Origin of the sequence: Blautia intestinihominis (assembly GCF_040096655.1) — a bacterium.
Lineage (GTDB): Bacteria > Bacillota > Clostridia > Lachnospirales > Lachnospiraceae > Blautia_A > Blautia_A intestinihominis.
Genome location: NZ_JBBMEI010000003.1, coordinates 106839 through 128327, shown reverse-complemented (window position 1 = coordinate 128327; position 21489 = coordinate 106839). Strand labels below are relative to the sequence as shown.

At 45.3% G+C, this 21489-nt stretch carries 20 protein-coding genes; 1 reads left to right on the top strand and 19 read right to left on the bottom strand.

All coding sequences use genetic code 11. The features are described 5' to 3' along the window. From WMO75_RS02225 to infC, 8 genes are all read right to left on the bottom strand, one after another. Positions 1-759 (bottom strand): ABC transporter ATP-binding protein, encoded by a 759-nt coding sequence (locus tag WMO75_RS02225; RefSeq protein ID WP_022213248.1) that lies wholly within the window; start codon positions 757-759, stop codon positions 1-3. Positions 760-761: 2 nt separating this feature from the next. Continuing rightward, a complete protein-coding gene (locus tag WMO75_RS02220; protein ID WP_118252082.1) occupies positions 762-1832 on the bottom strand; it encodes a branched-chain amino acid ABC transporter permease in 1071 nt (356 codons plus the stop codon). A 12-nt stretch (positions 1833-1844) separates the two neighbouring features. Next, positions 1845-2729 (bottom strand): branched-chain amino acid ABC transporter permease, encoded by an 885-nt coding sequence (locus tag WMO75_RS02215; RefSeq protein ID WP_022213246.1) that lies wholly within the window; start codon positions 2727-2729, stop codon positions 1845-1847. 106 nt (positions 2730-2835) lie between these two features. After that, positions 2836-3996, bottom strand: a complete 1161-nt coding sequence (locus WMO75_RS02210; RefSeq protein ID WP_022213245.1) for an ABC transporter substrate-binding protein — start codon at positions 3994-3996, stop codon at positions 2836-2838. A gap of 163 nt (positions 3997-4159) precedes the next feature. Further along, positions 4160-5638, bottom strand: coding sequence for a DUF6056 family protein (locus WMO75_RS02205; RefSeq protein ID WP_022213244.1), 1479 nt, complete (start codon positions 5636-5638; stop codon positions 4160-4162). A gap of 73 nt (positions 5639-5711) precedes the next feature. Then, positions 5712-6068, bottom strand: coding sequence for a 50S ribosomal protein L20 (rplT, locus tag WMO75_RS02200; protein WP_015541986.1), 357 nt, complete (start codon positions 6066-6068; stop codon positions 5712-5714). 50 nt (positions 6069-6118) lie between these two features. Continuing rightward, complete coding sequence (gene rpmI, locus WMO75_RS02195; RefSeq protein WP_015541985.1) at positions 6119-6316, bottom strand: 50S ribosomal protein L35; 198 nt, start codon at positions 6314-6316, stop codon at positions 6119-6121. A gap of 86 nt (positions 6317-6402) precedes the next feature. Next, positions 6403-6897 carry a translation initiation factor IF-3 gene (infC, locus tag WMO75_RS02190; RefSeq protein WP_022215329.1) on the bottom strand — a complete coding sequence of 165 codons (495 nt, stop codon included), beginning with the start codon at positions 6895-6897 and terminating at the stop codon, positions 6403-6405. Between the two features lie 373 nt (positions 6898-7270). Here infC and WMO75_RS02185 point away from each other — a divergent pair, with 373 nt between their 5' ends. Continuing rightward, a complete protein-coding gene (locus tag WMO75_RS02185) occupies positions 7271-7597 on the top strand; it encodes a DUF1540 domain-containing protein (RefSeq protein WP_118252083.1) in 327 nt (108 codons plus the stop codon). A gap of 77 nt (positions 7598-7674) precedes the next feature. Here the strand turns inward: WMO75_RS02185 and ftsZ are convergent, their stop codons facing one another. The 11 genes from ftsZ to WMO75_RS02130 all read right to left on the bottom strand — a co-directional run bounded on the left by ftsZ (position 7675) and on the right by WMO75_RS02130 (position 21477). After that, on the bottom strand, positions 7675-8838 hold the full coding sequence (ftsZ, locus tag WMO75_RS02180) for a cell division protein FtsZ (RefSeq protein ID WP_118252128.1): 1164 nt from the start codon (positions 8836-8838) through the stop codon (positions 7675-7677). Between the two features lie 148 nt (positions 8839-8986). Then, positions 8987-10186, bottom strand: a complete 1200-nt coding sequence (locus WMO75_RS02175) for a cell division protein FtsQ/DivIB (RefSeq protein WP_022215332.1) — start codon at positions 10184-10186, stop codon at positions 8987-8989. Further along, positions 10164-11459 carry a UDP-N-acetylglucosamine 1-carboxyvinyltransferase gene (gene murA, locus WMO75_RS02170; protein ID WP_334296232.1) on the bottom strand — a complete coding sequence of 432 codons (1296 nt, stop codon included), beginning with the start codon at positions 11457-11459 and terminating at the stop codon, positions 10164-10166. The genes WMO75_RS02175 and murA overlap by 23 nt, the downstream gene beginning before the upstream one ends. 165 nt (positions 11460-11624) lie before the next feature. After that, positions 11625-12983: a UDP-N-acetylmuramoyl-L-alanine--D-glutamate ligase gene (gene murD, locus WMO75_RS02165; RefSeq protein WP_022215334.1), complete on the bottom strand. Its 1359-nt coding sequence runs from the start codon at positions 12981-12983 to the stop codon at positions 11625-11627. 34 nt (positions 12984-13017) lie between these two features. Continuing rightward, complete coding sequence (gene mraY / locus WMO75_RS02160; RefSeq protein ID WP_022215335.1) at positions 13018-13974, bottom strand: phospho-N-acetylmuramoyl-pentapeptide-transferase; 957 nt, start codon at positions 13972-13974, stop codon at positions 13018-13020. 84 nt (positions 13975-14058) lie between these two features. After that, the gene (locus tag WMO75_RS02155) at positions 14059-15798 is read right to left on the bottom strand and encodes a peptidoglycan D,D-transpeptidase FtsI family protein (RefSeq protein WP_022215336.1); all 1740 of its coding nucleotides are present in this window, start codon (positions 15796-15798) and stop codon (positions 14059-14061) included. A 65-nt stretch (positions 15799-15863) separates the two neighbouring features. Beyond that, complete coding sequence (locus WMO75_RS02150; protein ID WP_349077524.1) at positions 15864-18128, bottom strand: peptidoglycan D,D-transpeptidase FtsI family protein; 2265 nt, start codon at positions 18126-18128, stop codon at positions 15864-15866. A 4-nt stretch (positions 18129-18132) separates the two neighbouring features. Further along, positions 18133-18696 (bottom strand): FtsB/FtsL family cell division protein, encoded by a 564-nt coding sequence (locus WMO75_RS02145; protein ID WP_022215338.1) that lies wholly within the window; start codon positions 18694-18696, stop codon positions 18133-18135. Positions 18697-18725: 29 nt separating this feature from the next. Further along, positions 18726-19670, bottom strand: coding sequence for a 16S rRNA (cytosine(1402)-N(4))-methyltransferase RsmH (gene rsmH, locus WMO75_RS02140; protein ID WP_022215339.1), 945 nt, complete (start codon positions 19668-19670; stop codon positions 18726-18728). Positions 19671-19705: 35 nt separating this feature from the next. Further along, positions 19706-20137 carry a division/cell wall cluster transcriptional repressor MraZ gene (gene mraZ / locus WMO75_RS02135; RefSeq protein WP_022215340.1) on the bottom strand — a complete coding sequence of 144 codons (432 nt, stop codon included), beginning with the start codon at positions 20135-20137 and terminating at the stop codon, positions 19706-19708. Positions 20138-20391: 254 nt separating this feature from the next. Next, a complete protein-coding gene (locus tag WMO75_RS02130) occupies positions 20392-21477 on the bottom strand; it encodes a prolipoprotein diacylglyceryl transferase (protein WP_022215341.1) in 1086 nt (361 codons plus the stop codon). Positions 21478-21489 lie beyond the last annotated feature (12 nt).

Sequence of the window (21489 nt, the reverse complement as noted above, 5' to 3'; positions counted from 1 at the left end):
TTATTCTCCCAGATATGCAGTGACTACTGCCGGATCTTTCAGAACCTTCAGAGTCTCGCCCTGTGCAAGCACCTGTCCGAAGTTCAGTACGGTTACTTCTTCACAGATACCGCCGACCAGTTTCATATCATGCTCGATCAGAAGAGTGGTCATATCAAAATGTTTCTGTACGAAACGGATGGTATCCATCAGTTCCTGTGTTTCATTCGGGTTCATACCTGCAGCCGGCTCATCCAGAAGAAGAAGCTTCGGATCGGTTGCCAGTGCTCTGGCGATCTCGAGTTTACGCTGTTTACCATATGGAAGGTTTCCTGCAAGGGTATCTGCTTCTTTGTCGAGGTCGAATACCTTGAGGATCTCCATTGCTTTTTCATTCATTTCTTTTTCTACTTTGTGATATTTCGGAAGTCTTAAGATTCCGGTCAGGGTAGAATAAGAATGATGATTGTGAAGTCCGACCTTGACGTTGTCAAGAACCGGCATATCCTTGAACAGACGGATGTTCTGGAATGTTCGCGCGATACCTGCTTTGTTGATCTCGATCGTGCTCTTACCTGTGATATCCTGTCCGTCCAGTTTGATGATACCCTCGGTCGGTTTGTATACACCTGTGAGAAGGTTGAAGATTGTTGTTTTGCCGGCACCGTTCGGTCCGATCAGTCCGTAGAGCTGACCTTTTTCGATTGATACATTGAATCCGTCAACTGCGCGAAGACCGCCGAACTGGATAGCCAGATGATTTACTTCCAACATTGCCATAGTTAAGCTGCCTCCTTTTTGTTCTTAGTGCCTTTGATCTTTTCCATTACGCGTGCTCTCCAGTTTCTTGCTGCCGGTGCCCAGTTAAAGAGCATCATAACGATCAGGACGATCGCATAGATGAGCATACGATAGTTTGCAAATCCACGGAGAAGTTCCGGAAGTGCATAGAGGATGATCGCTGCGATCATGGAACCTCTCAGGTTTCCGATTCCACCAAGTACGACATATACCAGGATCAGGATAGACATGTTGTAGTCAAATCCGGATACCTTTAACATGGAAAGGTTGTGTGCATAGAGAACACCTGCAACACCTGCGAGGGCTGCGGAGATCGTGAATGCAAGAAGTTTGAACTTGGTAACATCGATACCTACGGATTCTGCTGCGATACGGTTATCTCTGGTTGCCATGATAGCACGTCCGCTTCTGGAGTTTACAAGGTTCTGTACGATGAACAGTGTAAGAAGGACCAGAAAGATTCCGATCGGGAAAAAGTAATGTTTGACATCTTTGTAAAGAGCACCTGTTCCGGAGATACCAAGCGCACCTTTGAGGATCTGTTTGCCGCCTGCTTCCAGTTTGAGACTTGCGGCACTTGTTGCTACGTGAAGTCCTTTTTCGTCAAAACCGATATACAGGATGTTGATCAGGTTCTTGATGATCTCACCGAATGCCAGGGTTACGATCGCAAGGTAGTCACCACGAAGTCGAAGTACCGGGATACCGATAATCACACCAAACACGGCTGCTACTGCTGCGCCGATCAGGATCGCCAGGATAAATCTCGGAACCTGCGGGATATCGCTTGCGATATGTGAAAATAATGCACTGGAATACGCGCCGACACACATGAATCCTGCATGACCAAGGCTCAGCTCACCGGAAAAACCTACTACCAGGTTCAGGGAGATCGCTGCGATCACATAAACACACAGCGGAACCAGAAGACCTGTAAGAAGTCTGGACAGATGTCCTGTACCGGAAAGGATCTGTACGATCACAAAAAGTGCGATCACGATCCCATAGTTGATCATATTGTTTTTTACTGTTTTGTTCATTGTTTTCTTCATTCTGACCACCCCTTATACTTTCTCCTGGATGTTCTTGCCGAACAGTCCGGTAGGTTTTACAAGAAGCACTACGATCAGGACGCCGAAACAGATAGCATCTGCAACCTGCGAAGAAATATATGCTTTACCAAAGATCTCGATCACGCCAAGGAGGATTCCTCCGACCATGGCTCCCGGAATGGATCCGATACCACCGAATACGGCTGCAACGAAAGCTTTGATACCAGGCATTGCTCCTGTATATGGAGTCAGTGTCGGGTAAGTCTGGCAGAGAAGAAGTCCTGCGATCGCTGCAAGTCCGGAACCGATCGCAAATGTCATGGAGATTGTCGCATTGACATTGACACCCATGAGCTGTGCGGCGTCGCGGTCCTCAGATACTGCCTGCATCGCACGTCCCGGTTTTGTCTTCTGAACAAAAAGCATCAGACCGACCATGATCACGATACAGGTAAGGATCGTTACAATGGTTATTCCTTTGATCACAAGCTGTCCGTCAAATAAAGACACGGACGGCACATCGATAACAGTTACGAAACTCTTGGCATCTGCTCCGAAGATCAAAAGTGCCAGGTTCTGAAGCAGATAGCTGACACCGATCGCGGTGATCAGTACTGCAAGGTTGGAAGACGCCTTACGAAGCGGGCTGTATGCGACTTTCTCGATCACCATACCAAGAACGGTACAGAAGATTACAGAAAGTACGATAGCCAGCACCGGAGACATGCCTCCTTTGGTAACAGCGGTAAGGATCACAAATGCACCGACCATGATGACATCACCATGAGCGAAGTTCAGCATTTTTGCAATACCATACACCATTGTGTACCCCAGGGCAATGATCGCATAGATACTGCCCAGGCTGATTCCATCTTTTAAGTATGATAAAAAGCTCATAATGCACCTCTTTAAATTATTAACTGATTGGCTTATTAGTGCAAGAAGGGGGGACAGTCCTGTGATAACAGGCAACCGTCCCCCGTCCTCTGAATATAGTATCTTATTAGTCCATTTCTACGTAAGCGCCGTCCTGGATCTCGAAAGCTTTTGGCTCTTTGTCACATTCGCCATCTTCTGTCCATTTTGCTTTACCTGTAAGTCCGTCAAGTTCTACACTGAGCATTGCCTCAGACATAGCTGCACTGATGTCTGCATTTTCCATATCCGGTGTGATCTCTGCTGCATCTGCTGCTGCTTTCATAGCATAGAGTACATCGTATGTATCTGCTGCGAACTGGTTCGGAACTTCATCTTTGTTTGCAGCTTCATATGCTTTAACAAATGCCTGAGATTTTTCATCTTCTGCTGTTGCAGAGAATGGTGTCAGAAGCATAACGCCTTCTGCGAGGGATGTATCGAAGTTTTCTACTCCAAGGATACCGTCCATACCGTCTACACCGAATTTCTTAACGTCGTCCATACCAGCGTCATGTGCCTGCTGAAGGATCAGTGCGTTGTCTGCATAGTAGTTAGGAAGGAACAGAAGCTCTGCGCCGCTGTCTTTGATCTTCTTGAGCTGTACAGAGAAGTCTGTGTTGCTGTCTGCTGTGTATGCTTCGTCAGCTACAACTTCAAGACCGTTCTCGTCTGCTGCTGCAACGAATGCATCGTTGATACCGGAGTTGTAGTCTGCGGATGAATCATAGAGAATAGCTACCTTTGTAGCAAGTGCATGCTCTCCGATGTACTGTGCGGATTTGGTTCCCTGTGCCGGGTCTGTGAAACACATACGGAATTCATTGGATCCGGATGTGATGCTGTCTACTGCTGTTGCTGATGGTGTGAACAGGAATGTATCCTCTGCTGCCTCTGCACCTACAGCGATACAGGAACCGGATGTAACGGTACCACAAAGCATCTGCATTCCTTTGTCCAGAAGGTCGTTGTATGCGTTTACAGCCTTCTCCGGGTCAGCCTGGTCATCACCAGCGTCAAGGATCTCTACGTTGTATCCGTTGAATCCGCCGTTAGCATTGATCTCTTCTGCTGCAACCTGTGCTGCATGGTATACACCAAGACCATACTGTGCGTTGTCACCTGTCATCGGTCCGATAACACCGATCTTGAAAGTCTCGTCGTCTGCTGCAAATGCAGATACAGGCATCATTGTTGCTGTCATTGCTACTGCTGCTGTTAAACTAAGTGCTTTCTTCCATGTTTTCATAATAAAGCTCCTCCTTTAATCTTTAGCCCGCGCACTTTCATTCGCTAAAGCTTTAATGTTTTTGATTATAGCATTGGCTATAGCTGATTGCAAGGGAAAATTTTAGATTTATTTAAGAATTTGTTTATTTAACAAGGATATGTGTCCTTGTATCGCGGACATTCTATTCAAATCTGACTGTCATATTCTCCGGAATATGATAAAACTCCTTGAATTTTTCGTTCCAGATCTCATCTATCGGTTCCGTATATCCTGTATAATCACTGAATGGCATGACCGGAAGTGTCAGTTCCTCTGCATTCTGTTCGACTGCCTCTTCGATCAGCTCTGCTCTGTAATCACTGTACTTCCCTATTATCATAAAAATTCTCACATAAAATACGGCTGAAATACAAACTGTTACTGCAAGGATCAGTGCCGGATAAAAAACCTGTATTTCTCCTCTGTTTTTCAAAAAATATTGAAGAATTTTTGCTGTCGTCAGCACTTCAAATACATAAGAAATATAAAAGCATCTCGGACCGATCGGATCTGCCGCAATAAGCGGTGCTGCAAAAGCCAGAGATCCGAGATATGTAATACAGATCGAAATTCGTTCTTCTTTTTCTGTAAACATCCAGATACACAGAAGCACATTTATAAAAAACAGCATGGAAAGAAGTGCCATAATCCCTCTGTCCACCGCCTGGTTTCCATCAAATGTCCACTCTGGACAAATTCTGTGAAAAATACTGTACACACTGTACCCCCAGAAAACGACCAGCATCTCTGCTGCTGCAAAACTTTGTTTTCTTTTTTTCAGGATCAGAGCAGTCAGCAAAACTGCAAGTATCACTGTCAGTACCCAGTTATTCAGAACCAGGTTTGTCCATATCCTGACAACAAACCTCTGGAGCAGTACTCCTGCACTCATATCAATGCTTTTATAGGTTTTTCCATTATGCACTGCCGCACTGGAATATGCCGAATTAGAAAACATGACCACCGCCCCCAGAATTGCGGACCACAGATAATTCACTTCTATCAAATAAATCTTTCTGTATCTGACACCAGTGTAAATCATCATCCATACTGCATATGCAACAACAATGATCGTTATATTTTCGCTGAATAGCTGGACACATATTCCCAGTGGGATGACTGCCAAAGTTTGAAACCATGAATATTTTTCCACTTTATTTCTGTAAAGCTCATCTGTCCATATAAAATAGACCAGAAACAATGGCACCGGAACTTCGTAATTAACAAAAGCAGCCGGCCATCCATAGCTCTGCCCATACAGGGAAGCCGGGACAGCGAGTAACAATAAGATGAGGCTCAGAAGAAGAATCGGGTCTGACTTATCTTTTTCTGAAAAAGTTTTTCTTCGCACACTCATTTCCATCAGCCATACGATCAGCACCATACATACGGATATTACAAGTGTTTTTGCCACTTCTGACCTTGTGATCAGCAATGCCAGAATATTTCCCAGATATCTTCCATTATATCCTGAAAAGCCTCTCTTCATCAGTTCCACTCTCTGAGGAAGTCCCCACTTCCACTCATCAAGGCAGTATGGGACTTTATATCCCAAATATACAAACAACATAAAAAATGCAGCATAAATAAAATATCTTACCCTGTTATCTTTGATCTTCATCTTCTCTCTCCCTGAAACTGCCGCAAAAAAAGACCGCAGTTATAAACTCTGCGGTCTTTTCAGGCATATTAACTTATGCTACTGCTTTCTTAGCGATTTCAGCAAGTGCTGCGAATCCCTCTGCATCGTTTACAGCGAGCTCTGCAAGCATTTTTCTGTTGATGTCAACGTTTGCTACTTTGAGTCCGTGCATCATTTTGCTGTAGGAAAGTCCGTTCATTCTGGCTGCTGCGTTGATACGAGCGATCCAGAGCTGTCTGAACTGACGTTTTTTCTGTTTACGTCCTGCATAAGAGCTTGCAAGTGCTCTCATAACAGACTGTTTTGCTACTCTATACTGTTTGGAACGAGCTCCTCTGTAGCCCTTTGCCAGTTTTAATGTACGGTTATGTCTTTTTTTTGCGTTTAATCCGCCTTTAATTCTTGCCATTTCTTATATTTCCTCCTGTTTGTCTTCTGATATCGTCCGCTGCCTGTTAATTATAAATATGGCAGAGCTTTCTTAATATTCTTCAGGTTTGTAGAATCAACAACAGTAGCTTTTCTCAGGTTTCTCTTTCTCTTCTGAGATTTCTTTGTTAAGATATGGCTCTTATAAGCTTTATTTCTCATGATCTTTCCAGTTCCGGTCTTTTTGAAACGTTTTGCTGCTGCTCTACAAGTTTTAATCTTAGGCATTGTTATTTCCTCCTTGATTCGTGGTTCTGTTTTTTATTTCACATTACCAGGTTCATGCACCAATGGCACAGTGTTCTGATAACTGCTTAACGCTTTTCGCTGAGAAACATGGTCATGCTTCTTCCTTCGATCTTAGGCGCTTTCTCTACGGTTGCAACGTCTGCGAGAAGTTCTGCAAAATCGTCGAGCACGTGTCTGCTGCTTGCCATGTGCGCCATCTCTCTTCCTCTGAAACGAAGTGTAACCTTTACGCGGTCACCTTTGGAGAGGAACTTTCTTGCTGCATTGACCTTGGTCTTTAAGTCATTTGTATCAATGTTTGGTGAAAGACGTACTTCCTTGATGTCGATCGTCTTCTGTTTCTTCTTAGCTTCTTTTTCCTTACGGGAGAGCTCATAACGGTATTTACCGTAATCGATGATCTTGCACACCGGTGGTTTCGCCTGTGGTGCGATCTTTACAAGGTCAAGTCCTGCTTCCTGTGCCTTCGCCATTGCTTCTCTGGCTGACACGATTCCGAGCTGTGCTCCGTCCGGTCCGATCAGACGCACCTCTCTGTCTCTGATCTGTTCGTTAATCATTAAATTGCTAATTGTAGTACACCTCCATACCTGTGAATAAATGATATGCCTGACTCTCAGTCACCCTTCAAAAAATAAAGAGCATGGACAGAATCCACACTCTATTATACCCAGTGATGCATGGGCAAAATGCCATGCAATATCCAGAATCCAGGAAGATTCTGCTATCTATCTCTGCATATAAACCTGAGACACAATCTCTCTGTGCTGAGGTGAGAGTGAAACTCTGCTTTGTTTTCTTTACGTACTTTAACAATATACTATTCCTTCCAGAGAAAGTCAAGAAGTTTTTTTGTATATTTTAATTTTTTTTGCGAATACTAGAATACGGACATACGTCCCGCAAAAAAAATCAATCATGGAGGAACGAACTATGACAATTCTCAAATGTTCTGCAACCAAATGTATGTACAACGAAAACGAACTCTGTTCCAGAGGTGATATCGAGATTACCGGTGCAGGTGCACGCAATGCAGATGAAACAAACTGCGGAAGTTTCCGTGAACGCAGTGCTTCCGGTGCTGCCATGAACAGTGAAGCTCACCACTGCGGCTGCGAAAAGATCAACATCGACTGCAAAGCCCAGGAATGTACCTACAACGAACACTGCAAATGTACCGCCTCCGCTATTGATGTCTCCGGATGCAGCACAGAAGGATGCAACGAGACAAAATGCAGTACCTTCTCCTGCAAATGCTGATTTCTCTTAACTGCCCTCATTCCTAAAAACAAAACAAGACGCTGTGGAAACACAGCGTCTTTTGTATGTTCTGATTCTTATCTATTTCTGAGGAAATCCGGGATCTGGATGTCCTTCTTCTGAACAGTGCTTGTCGGCACCTTGGTATTGAATGACGGAGCTGACTGCATGTTCGGCAGGTTGAAGCTTGGCATGCTCATTGTCGGCTGTGACTGGGCAGTTGTTGTTGATGCTGCTGCAGGTTTGCGGACACTGAACGGTGATGCACTGCTCCTGTTTCCAAACGGTGTGGATTTTGCTTCCAGATCGGAAAGTCCTGTTGCGATCACTGTGATTCTTGCGTAATCTGCAACGGAGTCATCGTACATAGCACCAAAGATGATATTGGAATCCTCTCCTGTGAGCTCCTGTACGTAGCTTGCTGCGTCGTTTGCATCCATGAGAGAGATATCTCCAGAAATATTGATGATCACATGAGTTGCACCCTTGATGGTTGTCTCCAGAAGCGGGGAGGATACCGCCTGCTGTACTGCCTCCATCGCTTTGTCGTCTCCTCTTGCTTCTCCGATTCCGATATGAGCGATTCCCTTGTCTCTCATAACAGTCTGAACATCTGCGAAGTCCAGGTTGATAAGAGCCGGGAGGTTGATCAGGTCTGTGATGCCCTGTACTGCCTGCTGGAGAACTTCATCTGCTTTGCGGAGAGCTTCCGGCATGGTTGTACGGCGATCTACGATCTCTAACAGCTTGTCATTCGGAATGACGATCAGTGTATCAACAGCTTTCTTCAGATTTTCGATTCCGGACAGAGCATTGTTCATACGTGTTTTTGCTTCGAAACGGAAAGGCTTCGTAACAACGCCGACGGTCAGGATTCCCATTTCCTTGGCTGCTGCTGCGATGACCGGTGCTGCACCTGTACCAGTGCCGCCGCCCATACCACAGGTAACAAATACCATGTCTGCGCCTTCCATTAACTGTTTAACTTCTTCTATGCTCTCCTCAGCAGCCTTCTGGCCAACTTCCGGCTGTGCGCCGGCGCCAAGGCCCTTCGTAATCTTTTCACCAATCTGAAGTACTGTTGGAGCTTTGCAAAGTGTCAGGGCCTGTTTATCAGTATTTACACCAACAAACTCTACTCCTCCGATAGCCTCTTCCACCATTCTGTTTACTGCATTATTTCCAGCTCCGCCTACGCCGATTACAATAATCTTGGCTGAAGACTCGGCCTCATTTGACATAATCTCTAACAATGTACTTCCTCCTTTTATCTTCCTGATATTGTCATATCAAGCTACATATAGATATATCATATATTTTTTTCTTGAATTAATCAACTACTATTTTTGTTTTTTTATACTTTTTTCACGATTCTTCGCCATCAAAGAGTTATCCTTCTTCATCGTAATAGCCCTCTTCTTCGTCCGAATAATCGCTCTCAGAGTCGTATTCCTGGTCACTTTCGGTGCTTTCATCGTAAGAATCTTCCTCCCCGGAAGTGTCTGATGTGTTTTCTGTATCATCAGATGTATTCGGATTTGCTCCTACATAATTTCCATCGGCATCGTATTCACCGACTCCGTCAAATCCTCCTGATTCGTTATAACCGCCGATCCAGTCTCCAAAACTGTCCAGAAGTTCCTGTGTCGGTGCAGGGCCGACATAATTCAGATCAGCATCATACTCACCACTGCCGGTATAGTCGCCTTCTTCATCGTAGCCGCCTACCCATCTCTCAGTTGCAGTGTCCAGTGCTGTTGCCGGTTTTGGTCCTACATAATCGCCATTTTCATCATATTCGCCATCGCCGGTATAGTCACCATTCTCGTCGTAGCCGCCATTCCAGTTCTCGGCTGTGATCTCCACTTCCTCTGCCTCAAATGTCACAGTCTTTGAATTACGGGAAATATTTTCCATGTGCAGAATCCCCTTCTGTCCCTCAAGCTGCGGAAGAATGGCGATTGCCCTGGTCATTTTGTCCTCCAGATATTCATCCTTTCCAAGCTGTACAGTGATATCGCCATACAGAAGGCTGATTTCATAGCTGTCATCAAACATAATATGATCCGGAACCATATCATTCTTGGCAAAGATCGTAGAAAGGGCAACTGCTGTATTCAGAACCGTCTCCTTGATGGGAAGTTTCTCCTCCATCACGACCTTCTTCGGCTGGATGCCGTCAAAAAAGGCAACTTTCGTATCTCTTGTCTTGCTGCCCTCCACAAAATATCCATTACTGTCAAAGTAAACATAGCTGTCCAGATAAGGAATGCATCCTACAACGCTTTTTTCTTTGACGCTGATGATCAGTTTGTTCCTGCCGGAACGTCTGACATTAAAACTCTCAATATACGGAAGTTCTTCTGCCGCATTCTTGGAATAAAACAGCGGTGCAAGAATGGCATTGGATGTCATTGAGCCTTTAAGGATTTTTTCTTTCAGTTCATCCTCTGTATAATGGTCATTTCCTATAACTTCTACTGTTTTTACTTGAAAAAAAGTAAAGAAAAAAACAGCGGCAGCCAAAACCACAACAGCCACACTGCCTATAACCAGTTTTCGTGTACTAATATTGCTGGATGTCTTCATATATCGTAGTTCCTGTATCCTTCTTGATTTTGCCGCCAAGCCTTGAAATATCCTGGCTTATATCCTCGTAACCCCGGCGGATAAATGAATATCCTTCTACAATGGACTCACCCTTTGCCGCAAGTGCCGCAATTACAAGTGCCGCTCCCCCTCGGAGTTCCTGTGCACGTACCTTGGTGCCTTTAAGGCAAAAACTTCCGCGGATCCATGCTTTCTTCCCCTGTATCTTTATCTCTGCACCCATCCGGTTAAGTTCTTCTGCTATTTTGAAACGGTCTTCAAAAACAGATTCCTGTATGCGGCTCTCTCCCGGAATCGTCGCAAACACTGCCATCAGAGGCGACTGCAGATCTGTAGGAAATCCCGGATATACAGCGGTCTCTGTCAGAGGGACAGGAAAACGCACCCGGCGGCTGTCCGCTACTAGTTTACCACTGTTCCATTCATATTGTCCACCCATTTTGCGATATACTTCGAGGAAAGCTGTAAGCTCTCCCTCCGGAGGATTCTCAATCTCAATCTTTCCTCTGGTGGCTGCGGAAGCACACAGATAGGTTCCTGCCACGATCCGGTCAGGTGGAACCTGCATATCTCCGCCCTTCACCGGTGCGCCGCCTTCAACCAGGATTTTTTCTGTTCCTTCTCCCTGGATCTTTATTCCCATTCTTTTCAGGAATCTGCAGAGCCAGATAATTTCGGGCTCTTTTGCACAGTTATGGATTCTTGTTTTTCCCTCTGCCGAAGCAGCGGTCAGAACCGCCTGTTCTGTCGCACCTACACTACTCCCTGCAAAAAAGATCTCGCAGCCTTTCAGCTTCCGGCATTCTGCTTCCAGAAACTCTTTCTTTTCTTCTATACATACACCGAATTCCCGCAACGCATACAGATGAAGATCCACCGGTCTTTTTCCAATCACACAGCCGCCGGGATACCCCATGGATGCCTTCCCATATCTTCCAAGCAATACACCCAGAAGTATGACTGAAGACCTCATTTTTTCTGTGTAAATCCCTGATATCTCCGTTTTATCCGCTTTTGTGCAGTCCAGGTAAAGGTCATGTTCCTGCCACCAGGTATCTGCACCAAGTGCACAGAGGATTTCTTCCATGCAGAATACATCTGCGATTTTCGGACAGTTTCTGAGTATACTGACCCCCGGATAAAGAAGTGCCGCCGCCATCATTGGAAGGGCAGCGTTTTTGGAGCCCTGGATACGGATGGTTCCATGGAGGGGTGTTCCCCCTGCTATGTGAATTTTATCCAATCGGTTCACTCCCAAAGGGCATCTTACTTTTATTATATGTCAAAAACTTTTTTCTGTGATTCTCTGTTCTGTCCACAAAATCCACACAATACAAAAGCCAGATCTGAACTTTTTGTTCAAATCTGACTTTCCTGTTTCTTCTATATTATATAGTGTTGTGAAAAATCCCAAAAATCAAAGAGCCTTTACGTATTCTTTGAACATATCTCCTCGCTGCTCATAATTGTCAAACTGTCCCCAGCTTGCACATGCAGGTGAAAGAAGGACTGCATCTCCTGCTTCCGCTTTCTGTGCACAGAACTCTACTGCTTCCTTGAGGTCCTCGCAGAGAACAATGTTCGGGCATACGCCAAGACGCTCTGCCGCTTCTTTGATCTTCTCTCTTGTCTGTCCGATCAGTACAAGATAACGCACTTTGCCGTCAAAAGCATTCAGCCATTCATCGTAGCTGGAGCCTTTGTCATAACCGCCGCCGATCAGAAGGGTCGGACGGTTCATCGCCTGGATGCCCTTGATCGCAGCATCCGGGTTGGTTCCCTTGGAATCGTTGTAATAAGCGACACCATTTTTCTCTGTGACATATTCAATTCTGTGTTCTACTGCTGTAAACTCACAGATGCTCTTACGGATACTCTCTACAGACACGCCTGCATAGTATGCCATTGCAACTGCTGCCATCACATTCTCAAAGTTATGCTGTCCCAGAAGTTTCAGTTCTCCTGTATGTACGAACGGAATCTCCGCTTCTGCGGTCTTGAGTACGATCAGATCTCCGTCCAGATAAATTCCCTCGTCAAGTTTCCTTACGCTTGAGAAATAAACAGTCTTCGGAACGATATGCTGGCCAAATTCGCGAAGTACCGGATCCTCATAATTCAGGACACAGTAGTTCTCTGGTTTCTGGTTTTTGACGATAAGTTCCTTGACGCGGATATATTCCTCCATTGTATGGTGACGGTTCAGATGGTCCTCTGTGATGTTGAGGATCGCACTGACCTGTGGTGCAAATTCTTCGATCGTCTCCAGCTGGAAACTGCTGATCTCCGCTACTGTTGTGGAATTCTCTTTCATTTCCAGTGCTTTGGAAGTGTATGGAGTTCCAATGTTTCCCACTACAAAGACAGAGTCCTCTGCATCACTCATGATCTTGCCAAGAAGGGCTGTTGTGGTTGTTTTGCCATTTGTTCCGGTGATTGCGAGTACCCTTCCCTTGCTGGTACGGTAAGCCAGTTCTACTTCTCCCCATACCGGAAGTCCCATCTCATAAAATTTCTTCACGATCGGAATATCTGTCGGTACTCCCGGGCTCAGTATAACCAGATCAAGACTTTCCAGAACTTCCTTAGGAAGCTCACCGGCATAAACAGAGGCATCCTCTGCGTGAGATACTTTCGTCAGAACCGCATCCTTGTCTGTTTTTTCGTTTCCGTCAAAAAGGATCACATGAGCTCCTGTCTCTTCCAGAAGATCTGCAGCTCCGATGCCGCTTTTGCCTGTTCCAAAGACAAGTACTCTTTTTCCCTGTAAATTCATTTTTGTTTCCTCCTGCAAACTGTCGTTATGCGGATCACAGAGCGAGAAGTGCAATCAGACACATAACTGCTGTTATGATAGAAAATACGGCTACAACTCTTGTTTCTGACCATCCACATAATTCAAAATGATGGTGGATCGGTGCCATCTTAAAAATACGTTTTCCATGTGTTTTCTTGAAGTAAGTTACCTGGATGATAACGGACAGTACCTCTACCAGATAGATCAGTCCTACCAGAAGGATAAACAATGGCATCTGCATCATGTATGCAGCTCCTGCAACAAATCCTCCGAGTGCCAGAGATCCTGTATCTCCCATGAACACCTTCGCCGGATATACATTGAACAGTAAAAATCCCATCAGTCCACCCACAACTGCACAGGTGATCGGCTCAATTCCACTCTTTGTTCCGATAGAAACAACAGTAAAGAATACTGCAACGATCAGTGTCACGCTGGATGCCAGTCCGTCCAGACCGTCGGTAAAGTTTACACCGTTTACCGTTCCGATCACGGCAAAGAAAAGTACCGGGATCGCCAGCCATCCGATATTCAGATAATGATCGGTCCAGAACGGAATACGCATTGACAGGTTTACGTCTGTATAGTTTACAAGGTAATAAGTAAACACTGCGGTTACGACCACCTGCAGAGAAAATTTCTGCCATGGAAGAAGACCGTCAGAACGTCTCAGAACTACCTTGAGGTAGTCATCCAGAAATCCGATGATACCAAATCCCAGTGTCAGAAACACTACCGGGATCACCTTCGGGTAATCTTTTACGTAGAACAGGGATGTTACAACAGTAGCTATCAGAAAAATGATACCTCCCATGGTAGGGGTACCCGCTTTCTTCAGGTGCGACTGCACACCTTCCACACGTTCTGTCTGTCCCATCTTGAGTTTTCTCAGAAACGGGATGATGATCGGTCCCAAGATCACACTGATCACAAAGGAGATCAGTACAGGGATTACAACTTGATAATTCATCCTCACACCTCTTATCATTCTTTTGTTTTTTGTCATGTTTGATTATAAGGCTTTTTGGCGTATTTCGCAACCCTATGTTACGCTTCACTCTTCCTGATTCCTTCCATTTATCCCCATATATGGAAGAACGTTTTCAAAGATCGTCCGCACGACCGGCGCTGCGATCGTTCCGCCATAGTAAATGCCTTTGGGGTCGTGGATAATACACAGTGCCAGTACCTGGGGATTCTCAGCAGGTGCAAATCCAAGAAAAGAGGAGATATAACGGTTTGCACTTCTCGGAAGTGTCTGTGAAGTCGCTGTCTTTCCCCCGATCGTATAACCTTCGATCGCAGCATTTTTGCCAGATCCCTGCGAGACAACTTTTTCCAGAATATAACGGATTTTCTCGGAAGTTTCTTCCGAAAGGACCCCTGTCTTTACCGGATATTCCAGTTCCTGAATGACTTCTCCGTTTTCATCTTCCACCGCTACTCCAAAATGCGGCGTAATTCTTCTCCCACCGTTTATCAGGGAACTTACTGTCGTTGCAAGCTGGATCGGTGTGATCTGAAAAGACTGCCCGAACGAAACAGTTGCCAGTTCTACATTTCCCATATTTTTTGCCTGATGCATGATCGTACCTGCCTCTCCCGGAAGGTCAATACCCGTTTTTTCCAGAAGTCCAAATTTTCGGAAATATTTATAATATTTTTCCACGCCGAGCCGCAACCCTACTTCAATAAATACCGGATTACAGGAATTCTGCGCTCCTTCAACAAAATTCTGGGAGCCATGTCCTCTTCTGTTTGCACAGTGAATTCTCCTGTCATCTACCAGTTTGTAGCCCGGACAGTAAAAACGGTCTTCCATACTCACAACTCCCTCTTCAAGTCCCGCCGCCATCGTTATGATCTTGAAAGTTGACCCCGGTTCATAAGTATCATTCAGACAGGGATTTCTCCACATCTGATTCAGAAGTTCCTGCTTCTTCTCAGAACTTAACCCTGAGGTATCCACTTCTGTATTCAGGGTAAACGGCTGGTTCAGGTCGAATTCCGGTACATTCACACAGGCATAGATTTCTCCATTTTGGGGATTCATAAGAAGAATGGACACTCTCTCCGCTTCTTTCTCTTCCATAACTTTCTTTGCCGCCTGCTGGACATATTCCTGAATGCTGATATCCAGGCTAGTGCGAAGTGTGTTGCCTGCTTCTGGTTCTTCCCGGCTTTCTCCGATTCCATCCAGTTCGATTCCTCTGGCATCCGTCGTTGTGAGAATTTTTCCTGCTTCACCGCTCAAAATCTCTTCATATTGAACCTCAAGTCCGATGATACCCTGGTTGTCTGCCCCTGTGAATCCCAGAACTTTGGAAGCAAGTGAGTGATATGGATAATATCTTTTGTAGTCTTCATCCACTTTCACACCGGAAAGTCCTGTCTTTCGGATCTCATCTCCCACAGCTTTGTCGACATTTGTCTTTATTCTTTCTATAGAAGATACTTTTTCTACTTTTTTTCGGATGCTTTCTTCTGACAGTTCCAGTTTCTGCGACAACAAAGAAATGATTTTCTCCGGTTCTTTTATCTGGCTATGGATAACAGATACCGTACAGACCGTTTTATTCGAGGCAAGAACTTTTCCTCTGGCGTCCAGGATTTTTCCCCTTGCCGCCTTGATGGAACGTTCTCTCTCATGGAGATCCTGTGCTTTCTGGTAATAATAATCCGACCGAAACCCCATCAGATACACAAGCCGTCCTGCCAGCCCAAGCATCATTGCTGCACATAAAAGAAAAACGGTCCAGACTTTGCGTTTATGAAAAGTCCTGTTTTTTTTCATAAAAAAATCCCTCCGGAGGCTGTCATATCATTATATGTCCAGCCCCCGAAGGGAATCACTGCGCTTTAATCCAGTCCTGCTTCTTCGTTGGTAAGTCCTTCGCTCTCCATGTCGTTGTCCTGCATGGTATCTTCCTCATTGTCTTCCGGCGGTCCCGGAACATTCTCATCGGAAATTGCTTCCTTGAGAGTATTATCCGTCTGTTCAGAACTGCTCGCAATAGTAGTAGTTCCCAGATTCTGTGACTTCACATACTGTCCGTTCTCATCTGTAACATATTCTCCGTTGTCCTGAAGGAGATAACCACTCTCATCGATCCTGTTGCCATCCAGATCTACAAGGTTTCCATTTCCATCTGTGAGATTTCCACTTGCATCCACGCTGCTTCCGGATACGTCCACAAGATTTCCTTTGAATCCCTCCCAGAGTTCTGTCTTCGGAATAGTACCGTCCTCGGATTCATCCGGTGTAACATTCAGATACGGAAGAAGTTCTGACAGAATTCCCTGTGCAATGTACTGAGGATATTTACTGTCTGCCTGTTCCTCTGCATTCGGCTCATCGACAACTACATACAGAAGCACCTGCGGATCATCAACCGGTGCAAAAGTAATAAAAGAAACGATATACTTCTTGTTTCCTCGTGGAAGTTTCTCCGCTGTACCGGTCTTACCGCCTGAGCTGTATCCCTGCACCTTCGATGTACGGCTGGTACCTTCCTGTACACTGGCCTGCATGTAGGATCTGATATTTGCCGAAATATCAGAAGAGATCGTCTGCTTGAGAAGCACAGGGTCAATTGTTCTGACCGTTCCACCGCTGCTGTCCTTGATTGCAGTCACAAGATGCGGCTGATAATAACATCCACCATTGATAACAGAACACATCGCACTGATCTCCTGAAGCATCGTACAGGTAAATCCCTGTCCGAATGCGGAGCAGGCAAGCTCTGTCTCTCCCATGGTATCAGTTGTATGGATAACACCGGAACCCTCATTCGGAAGATCGACTCCTGTTCGTGAACCGAAATTAAACAGTGCCTGGGCCTTAAGGAAAGATTCTGTTCCCATTCGCGCTGCAATCTGCATCATGGCATCATTACAGGAGTTCGCTATAACTTCACGGAGCGTTTCTGTTCCATGTGCATCCGGCCACACCGCACATTTAATGTAGGTATCACCATTTGCACCAAATGTCTCTCCACCGTCGCAGTTGAACGTATCATTTACTGTGATCTTGCCTTTCTCAAGGGCTCCCGACATTACAATCGGCTTTACAACTGATCCCGGTTCAAATGCATCTGTTACACAGAAATTGCTCCACATGGCATTGAGAGCTTCTACTGTCTTCTTATCGCTCTTTTTTAGCTCGGCAATTTCTTCTTCAGAATATACCTGAGACATATCCCTCGGATTGTTCAGATCATATCTGTCACCGCCATCCATGGCAATGATCTCTCCCGTTGATGGTTTCATCGCAATTACACCGATGTTCTTGGCTCCCATGCTTGACTTGAAACCATTGACATATTTCTCTACGATCTGCTGTGCGCCTACATCCAGAGAAGTTTCGATACTTTCACCGGAAACAGGCTCCATGATCGTCTGTTCAGCATCTGAATCATTGTTGATATATCCGTATTTACGCCCATCTGTTCCCATCAGGGTACTGTTATAATATCCCTCCAGGCCGACATCGGCTGTTTCTCTTGAAAGCGTAAATCCAATCGTATCACAGGCAAGGGCATTAAAAGGATAAACTCTCAGATAATCCTCCTCAAACCAGATTCCCTGTACATTGGAACGCTCTTCCAGTTCTTTTTCTGAAAGGCCGCTGTCCTCATCTGGATCTGCATATTCCTCGAACGCCTTCTTTTCGTCCATGGTTACTTCTTTTTTGAGGACCTGGTACTGACTGGAGCTTGTAGCAGGATCCGTAAGTCTCTTGCGGATATCATCCTCGTCAAGTCCCAGAACTTCTACCAGTGCATTCACGGTTGCATCTACGTAATCATGATCCTCATCATTGACTTCTTTGCAGTCCATGATCACTGTATAAACCTTCTGGCTTGTGGCAAGGATATTTCCGTTTCGATCGTAAATATCGCCTCTCTTTGCCGGAAGCACACTGCTCTGATATGTCTGCTGTGCCTGCAGAAGCACCCGCTTTTTGTACTTGGTTCCGCTGGTGGCATTAATATAGGTAACTCTGCCTAACAAACAAACTAAAGCTAGTATTACTACTGCAAATAGTCCTACTAGCTTCAATTCCATCGTATGATAAATTTTTCTTTGAGGTTTTCTGGTTTTCCTCGGTCTGGTATTGCTCAAATTCTCACCTCTTGCTTTCAGGAACATCCTGATACTGTCTCACATAACTGCTGCTTGGTACACTGTAGGTTCTTTTCTGCGTGTCAGAAGGATAAGTCATTCCCAAACGCCCAATGGCAATCTTCTTAATCTGGTTCAGATCTGTCTCTGAAGTCACCTGACTCTCATAAGCATCGTTTTCTTCCTTGAGCTGTGACCATTCTGTTTCGAGACTTGCAACATTCTTAATCTTGCCTGTCAGTTCAGCCTTAAGCTGAAGATAATTGACACAGCAGAACAGTACTGCCACACTCATGACTGCCAGAAATGCAACAAATCCGCGCCCCATACTCATCGCAGCCCTCTCTCTGGTACGCTGACGCTGTGGATTTACCTTTGGCTTGCCAGCTGACACTGTCCGTGTCTCAATTCTGTTATTTCCCTGAGAAGGCTTACGGGAAGCCGCCGATCTGCGTGCCGGTACTTCCTGCAGTCTCCTCACTGTATTTCCATCTACATACATTCCTCGGGCATTTCTTGCATTTACCTTGCTTTTTCGGTTTGTAACTGCCCTGTTTGTCCTCTCCATTTACGCCTGTTCAACTCCCTGTATTGGTTTCAGTCTGAAAATCTTCGCTCAAAAATCCTTAGTTTTGCACTTTTTGATCTGGGGTTTTCTTCCTGCTCGGCTGTACCTGGAAGAATCGGCTTTCTGGTGATAACTTTTCCTTTGGATTTTTTGCCGCATACACATACCGGGAAATCGGACGGACATGTACATGGATTTTCATTTTTGCGGAAGATCGTCTTGACAATACGATCCTCCAGAGAATGGAATGTGATAATACAGATTCTGCCTCCGTCATCGAGAAGGTCGATCATTCCATCCAGTGACTCCCGCAGAACATCCAGTTCTCTGTTCAGTTCGATCCGGATTGCCTGAAAAGTCCGCTTCGCCGGATGTCCTCCGGTTGCCTGAATCTTCATCGGGATAGACTGGCGAATGATCTCGGTCAGTTCTCCGGTCGTGCGGAGCGGTGCCTGCTGTCTGGCAGCCACAATGTGTTTCGCTATATTCTTTGCAAATTTATCTTCACCGTAATCACGAATGATACGGTACAATTCTCTCTCTTCGTAACCATTGACAATATCAGCGGCGGTACGGCTCTGTCTCTGATCCATTCTCATATCCAGAGGTGCATCTACCCTGTAGGTAAAGCCCCGTTCCTCATTATCCAGCTGATAAGATGAAACTCCCAGGTCAAGAACAATTCCATTGACTTTCTGAATTCCCAGGTTATGCACTTCATTAGCCATGTAACAATAATTGCTGCGAATGATCGTCACTCTGTCCTCATAGGCAGCCAGCCTTTCACTCGCAGCAACTATTGCATCTTGGTCCTGATCTATGCCAATAAATCTCCCCTTGGCAGAAAGTCTGCGGCATACTTCACTTGCATGCCCTGCTCCTCCCAGCGTTCCATCCACGTAGATTCCTTCTGGCTTAATATTCAAGCCGTCAATGGTTTCTTCCAGTAATACAGATTTGTGTTTAAATTCCATATCCGTCTCCTGTTGGATTTCTTTCCGGCGAATGCTCAAATGATGATACCCATATCCTGCATACTTTCTGCAATACTATCCATATCATCATAATTGCAGTTCTCGCTCCACTTTTCTTTGCTCCAGATCTCGATCCGGTCCAGGTTTCCTGTGAGTACCACTTCTTTCTCCAGACCGGCAAACTCCCTCAGTGTCTGAGGTACAAGAATTCTCCCCTGCCTGTCCAGTTCACAGTTTGTGGCACCTGCTACAAAGAAACGTGTGAAGGTTCGCGCATTTTTATTTGTAAGTGGTAAGGCTCTGAGTTTTGTTTCAAATGCTTCCCATGCATCCATAGGGTAAATTGAAAGACAACCATCCAAACCTTTTGTCAGGATGAACTCTTCTCCCAGGAGTTCTCTGAACCTGGCGGGAATAATCAGGCGCCCCTTCGCGTCTATTATATGATTGTATTCTCCCATGAACATAAAACTCACCTGCTCTCAAAATACACGATTCTCCCCTTCGTGCATTTCAGGTGGAGCTGTCAGGTCTGCCACATTCCCTCCATTCCCCACCACTATTCACCACTTTCTACCACTTATGAAATTATTCTAACCCATTTACTGTTAAATTACAAGTGGGAATCTGAGTTTTTTTGGTGCAGATAAGGCTCTTTTCTGCCCTGAAAAAAGGGAAGATTTTCCCACTTCCCGTAGAAAAATCTTCCCTTTAAATTCTGTTATTTTATCTCGTCTTCTGTTTGTCCGGAATCTGAAATCGGTTTCGGTAATTCGTCTGATTTTTCTGTAATATCTGGCTCTGTTTCAGACGTTGACTCTCCTGTTTCTGAAAAAATCCCCCGAAATTCATCACTGACATCCTCAAAACTCTGCATATTCTGATAACCGCGTGACGACTTTTCTTCGGATGCATACCGTTCCTCCATCCTGCGTTTCTGAAACTTCTCACGTTTCTTTGAAAGAATACGGCGAACTGTTGCAACAATACTGAAAATCACAAAAATGCCAAGTAAAATCGGAATAAGAACAGGGAGATGCGTACCTGGGATATATGGTCTGCCCGACCGAAGCCATTCAATTCCCGCATTTCCCAGAGCATACCCTGCCAGATATCTCATGAAAATCTCACCCTGAAATTTCTTGCGCTTCGTATAGGCAAGAAGAATAACCAGAAGAAGCAGACACCACAGGCTCTCATAAAACCAGAGAGGATGTACCTGAACCCAGGAAACATCTCCGGCTTTGACCAGATGTTTCTGCATCTCTGATGTCAGTTCCATGCTCCCGACTGTCTCTACCGGAATCTGCATCGCAAAAATGCTGTCCGTAGATGTTCCGATAAATTCTCTGCTGAAAAAATTCCCCCAGGTTCCGATCATCTGACTGGATACCAGGCCGATACTGAGCGTATCTGCCATCCTTCCAAATGACAGTTTCCTGATTTTGCAGAAAACAGCCAGAGCAATCACCCCGCCTGCAAATCCGCCATAAAAGGATAATCCACCTGTACGCAGATCCCAGAGAGCACGTGTCGGTTCATCTGCAAAAAGTTTCCAGTTCAGTGCTATATAGCATGCTCTGGCACAGATTACGCCGAACACTACTCCTGGAATCAGTGCTTCCAGATAAAGATTCTGATCCTGATTCTGTCGTTTTGCCTGTAATACAACGACAGTAAGTCCAAGAAGCATTCCTGCCATCACAAGGATTCCATATATCGTGAGCTCAAATCCAAAAACCGAAACAGTTTTACCCACATATCCAAGGTCAATGCCCAGATGTGGAAAACGAATCGACATATTCATAAAACACCTTCA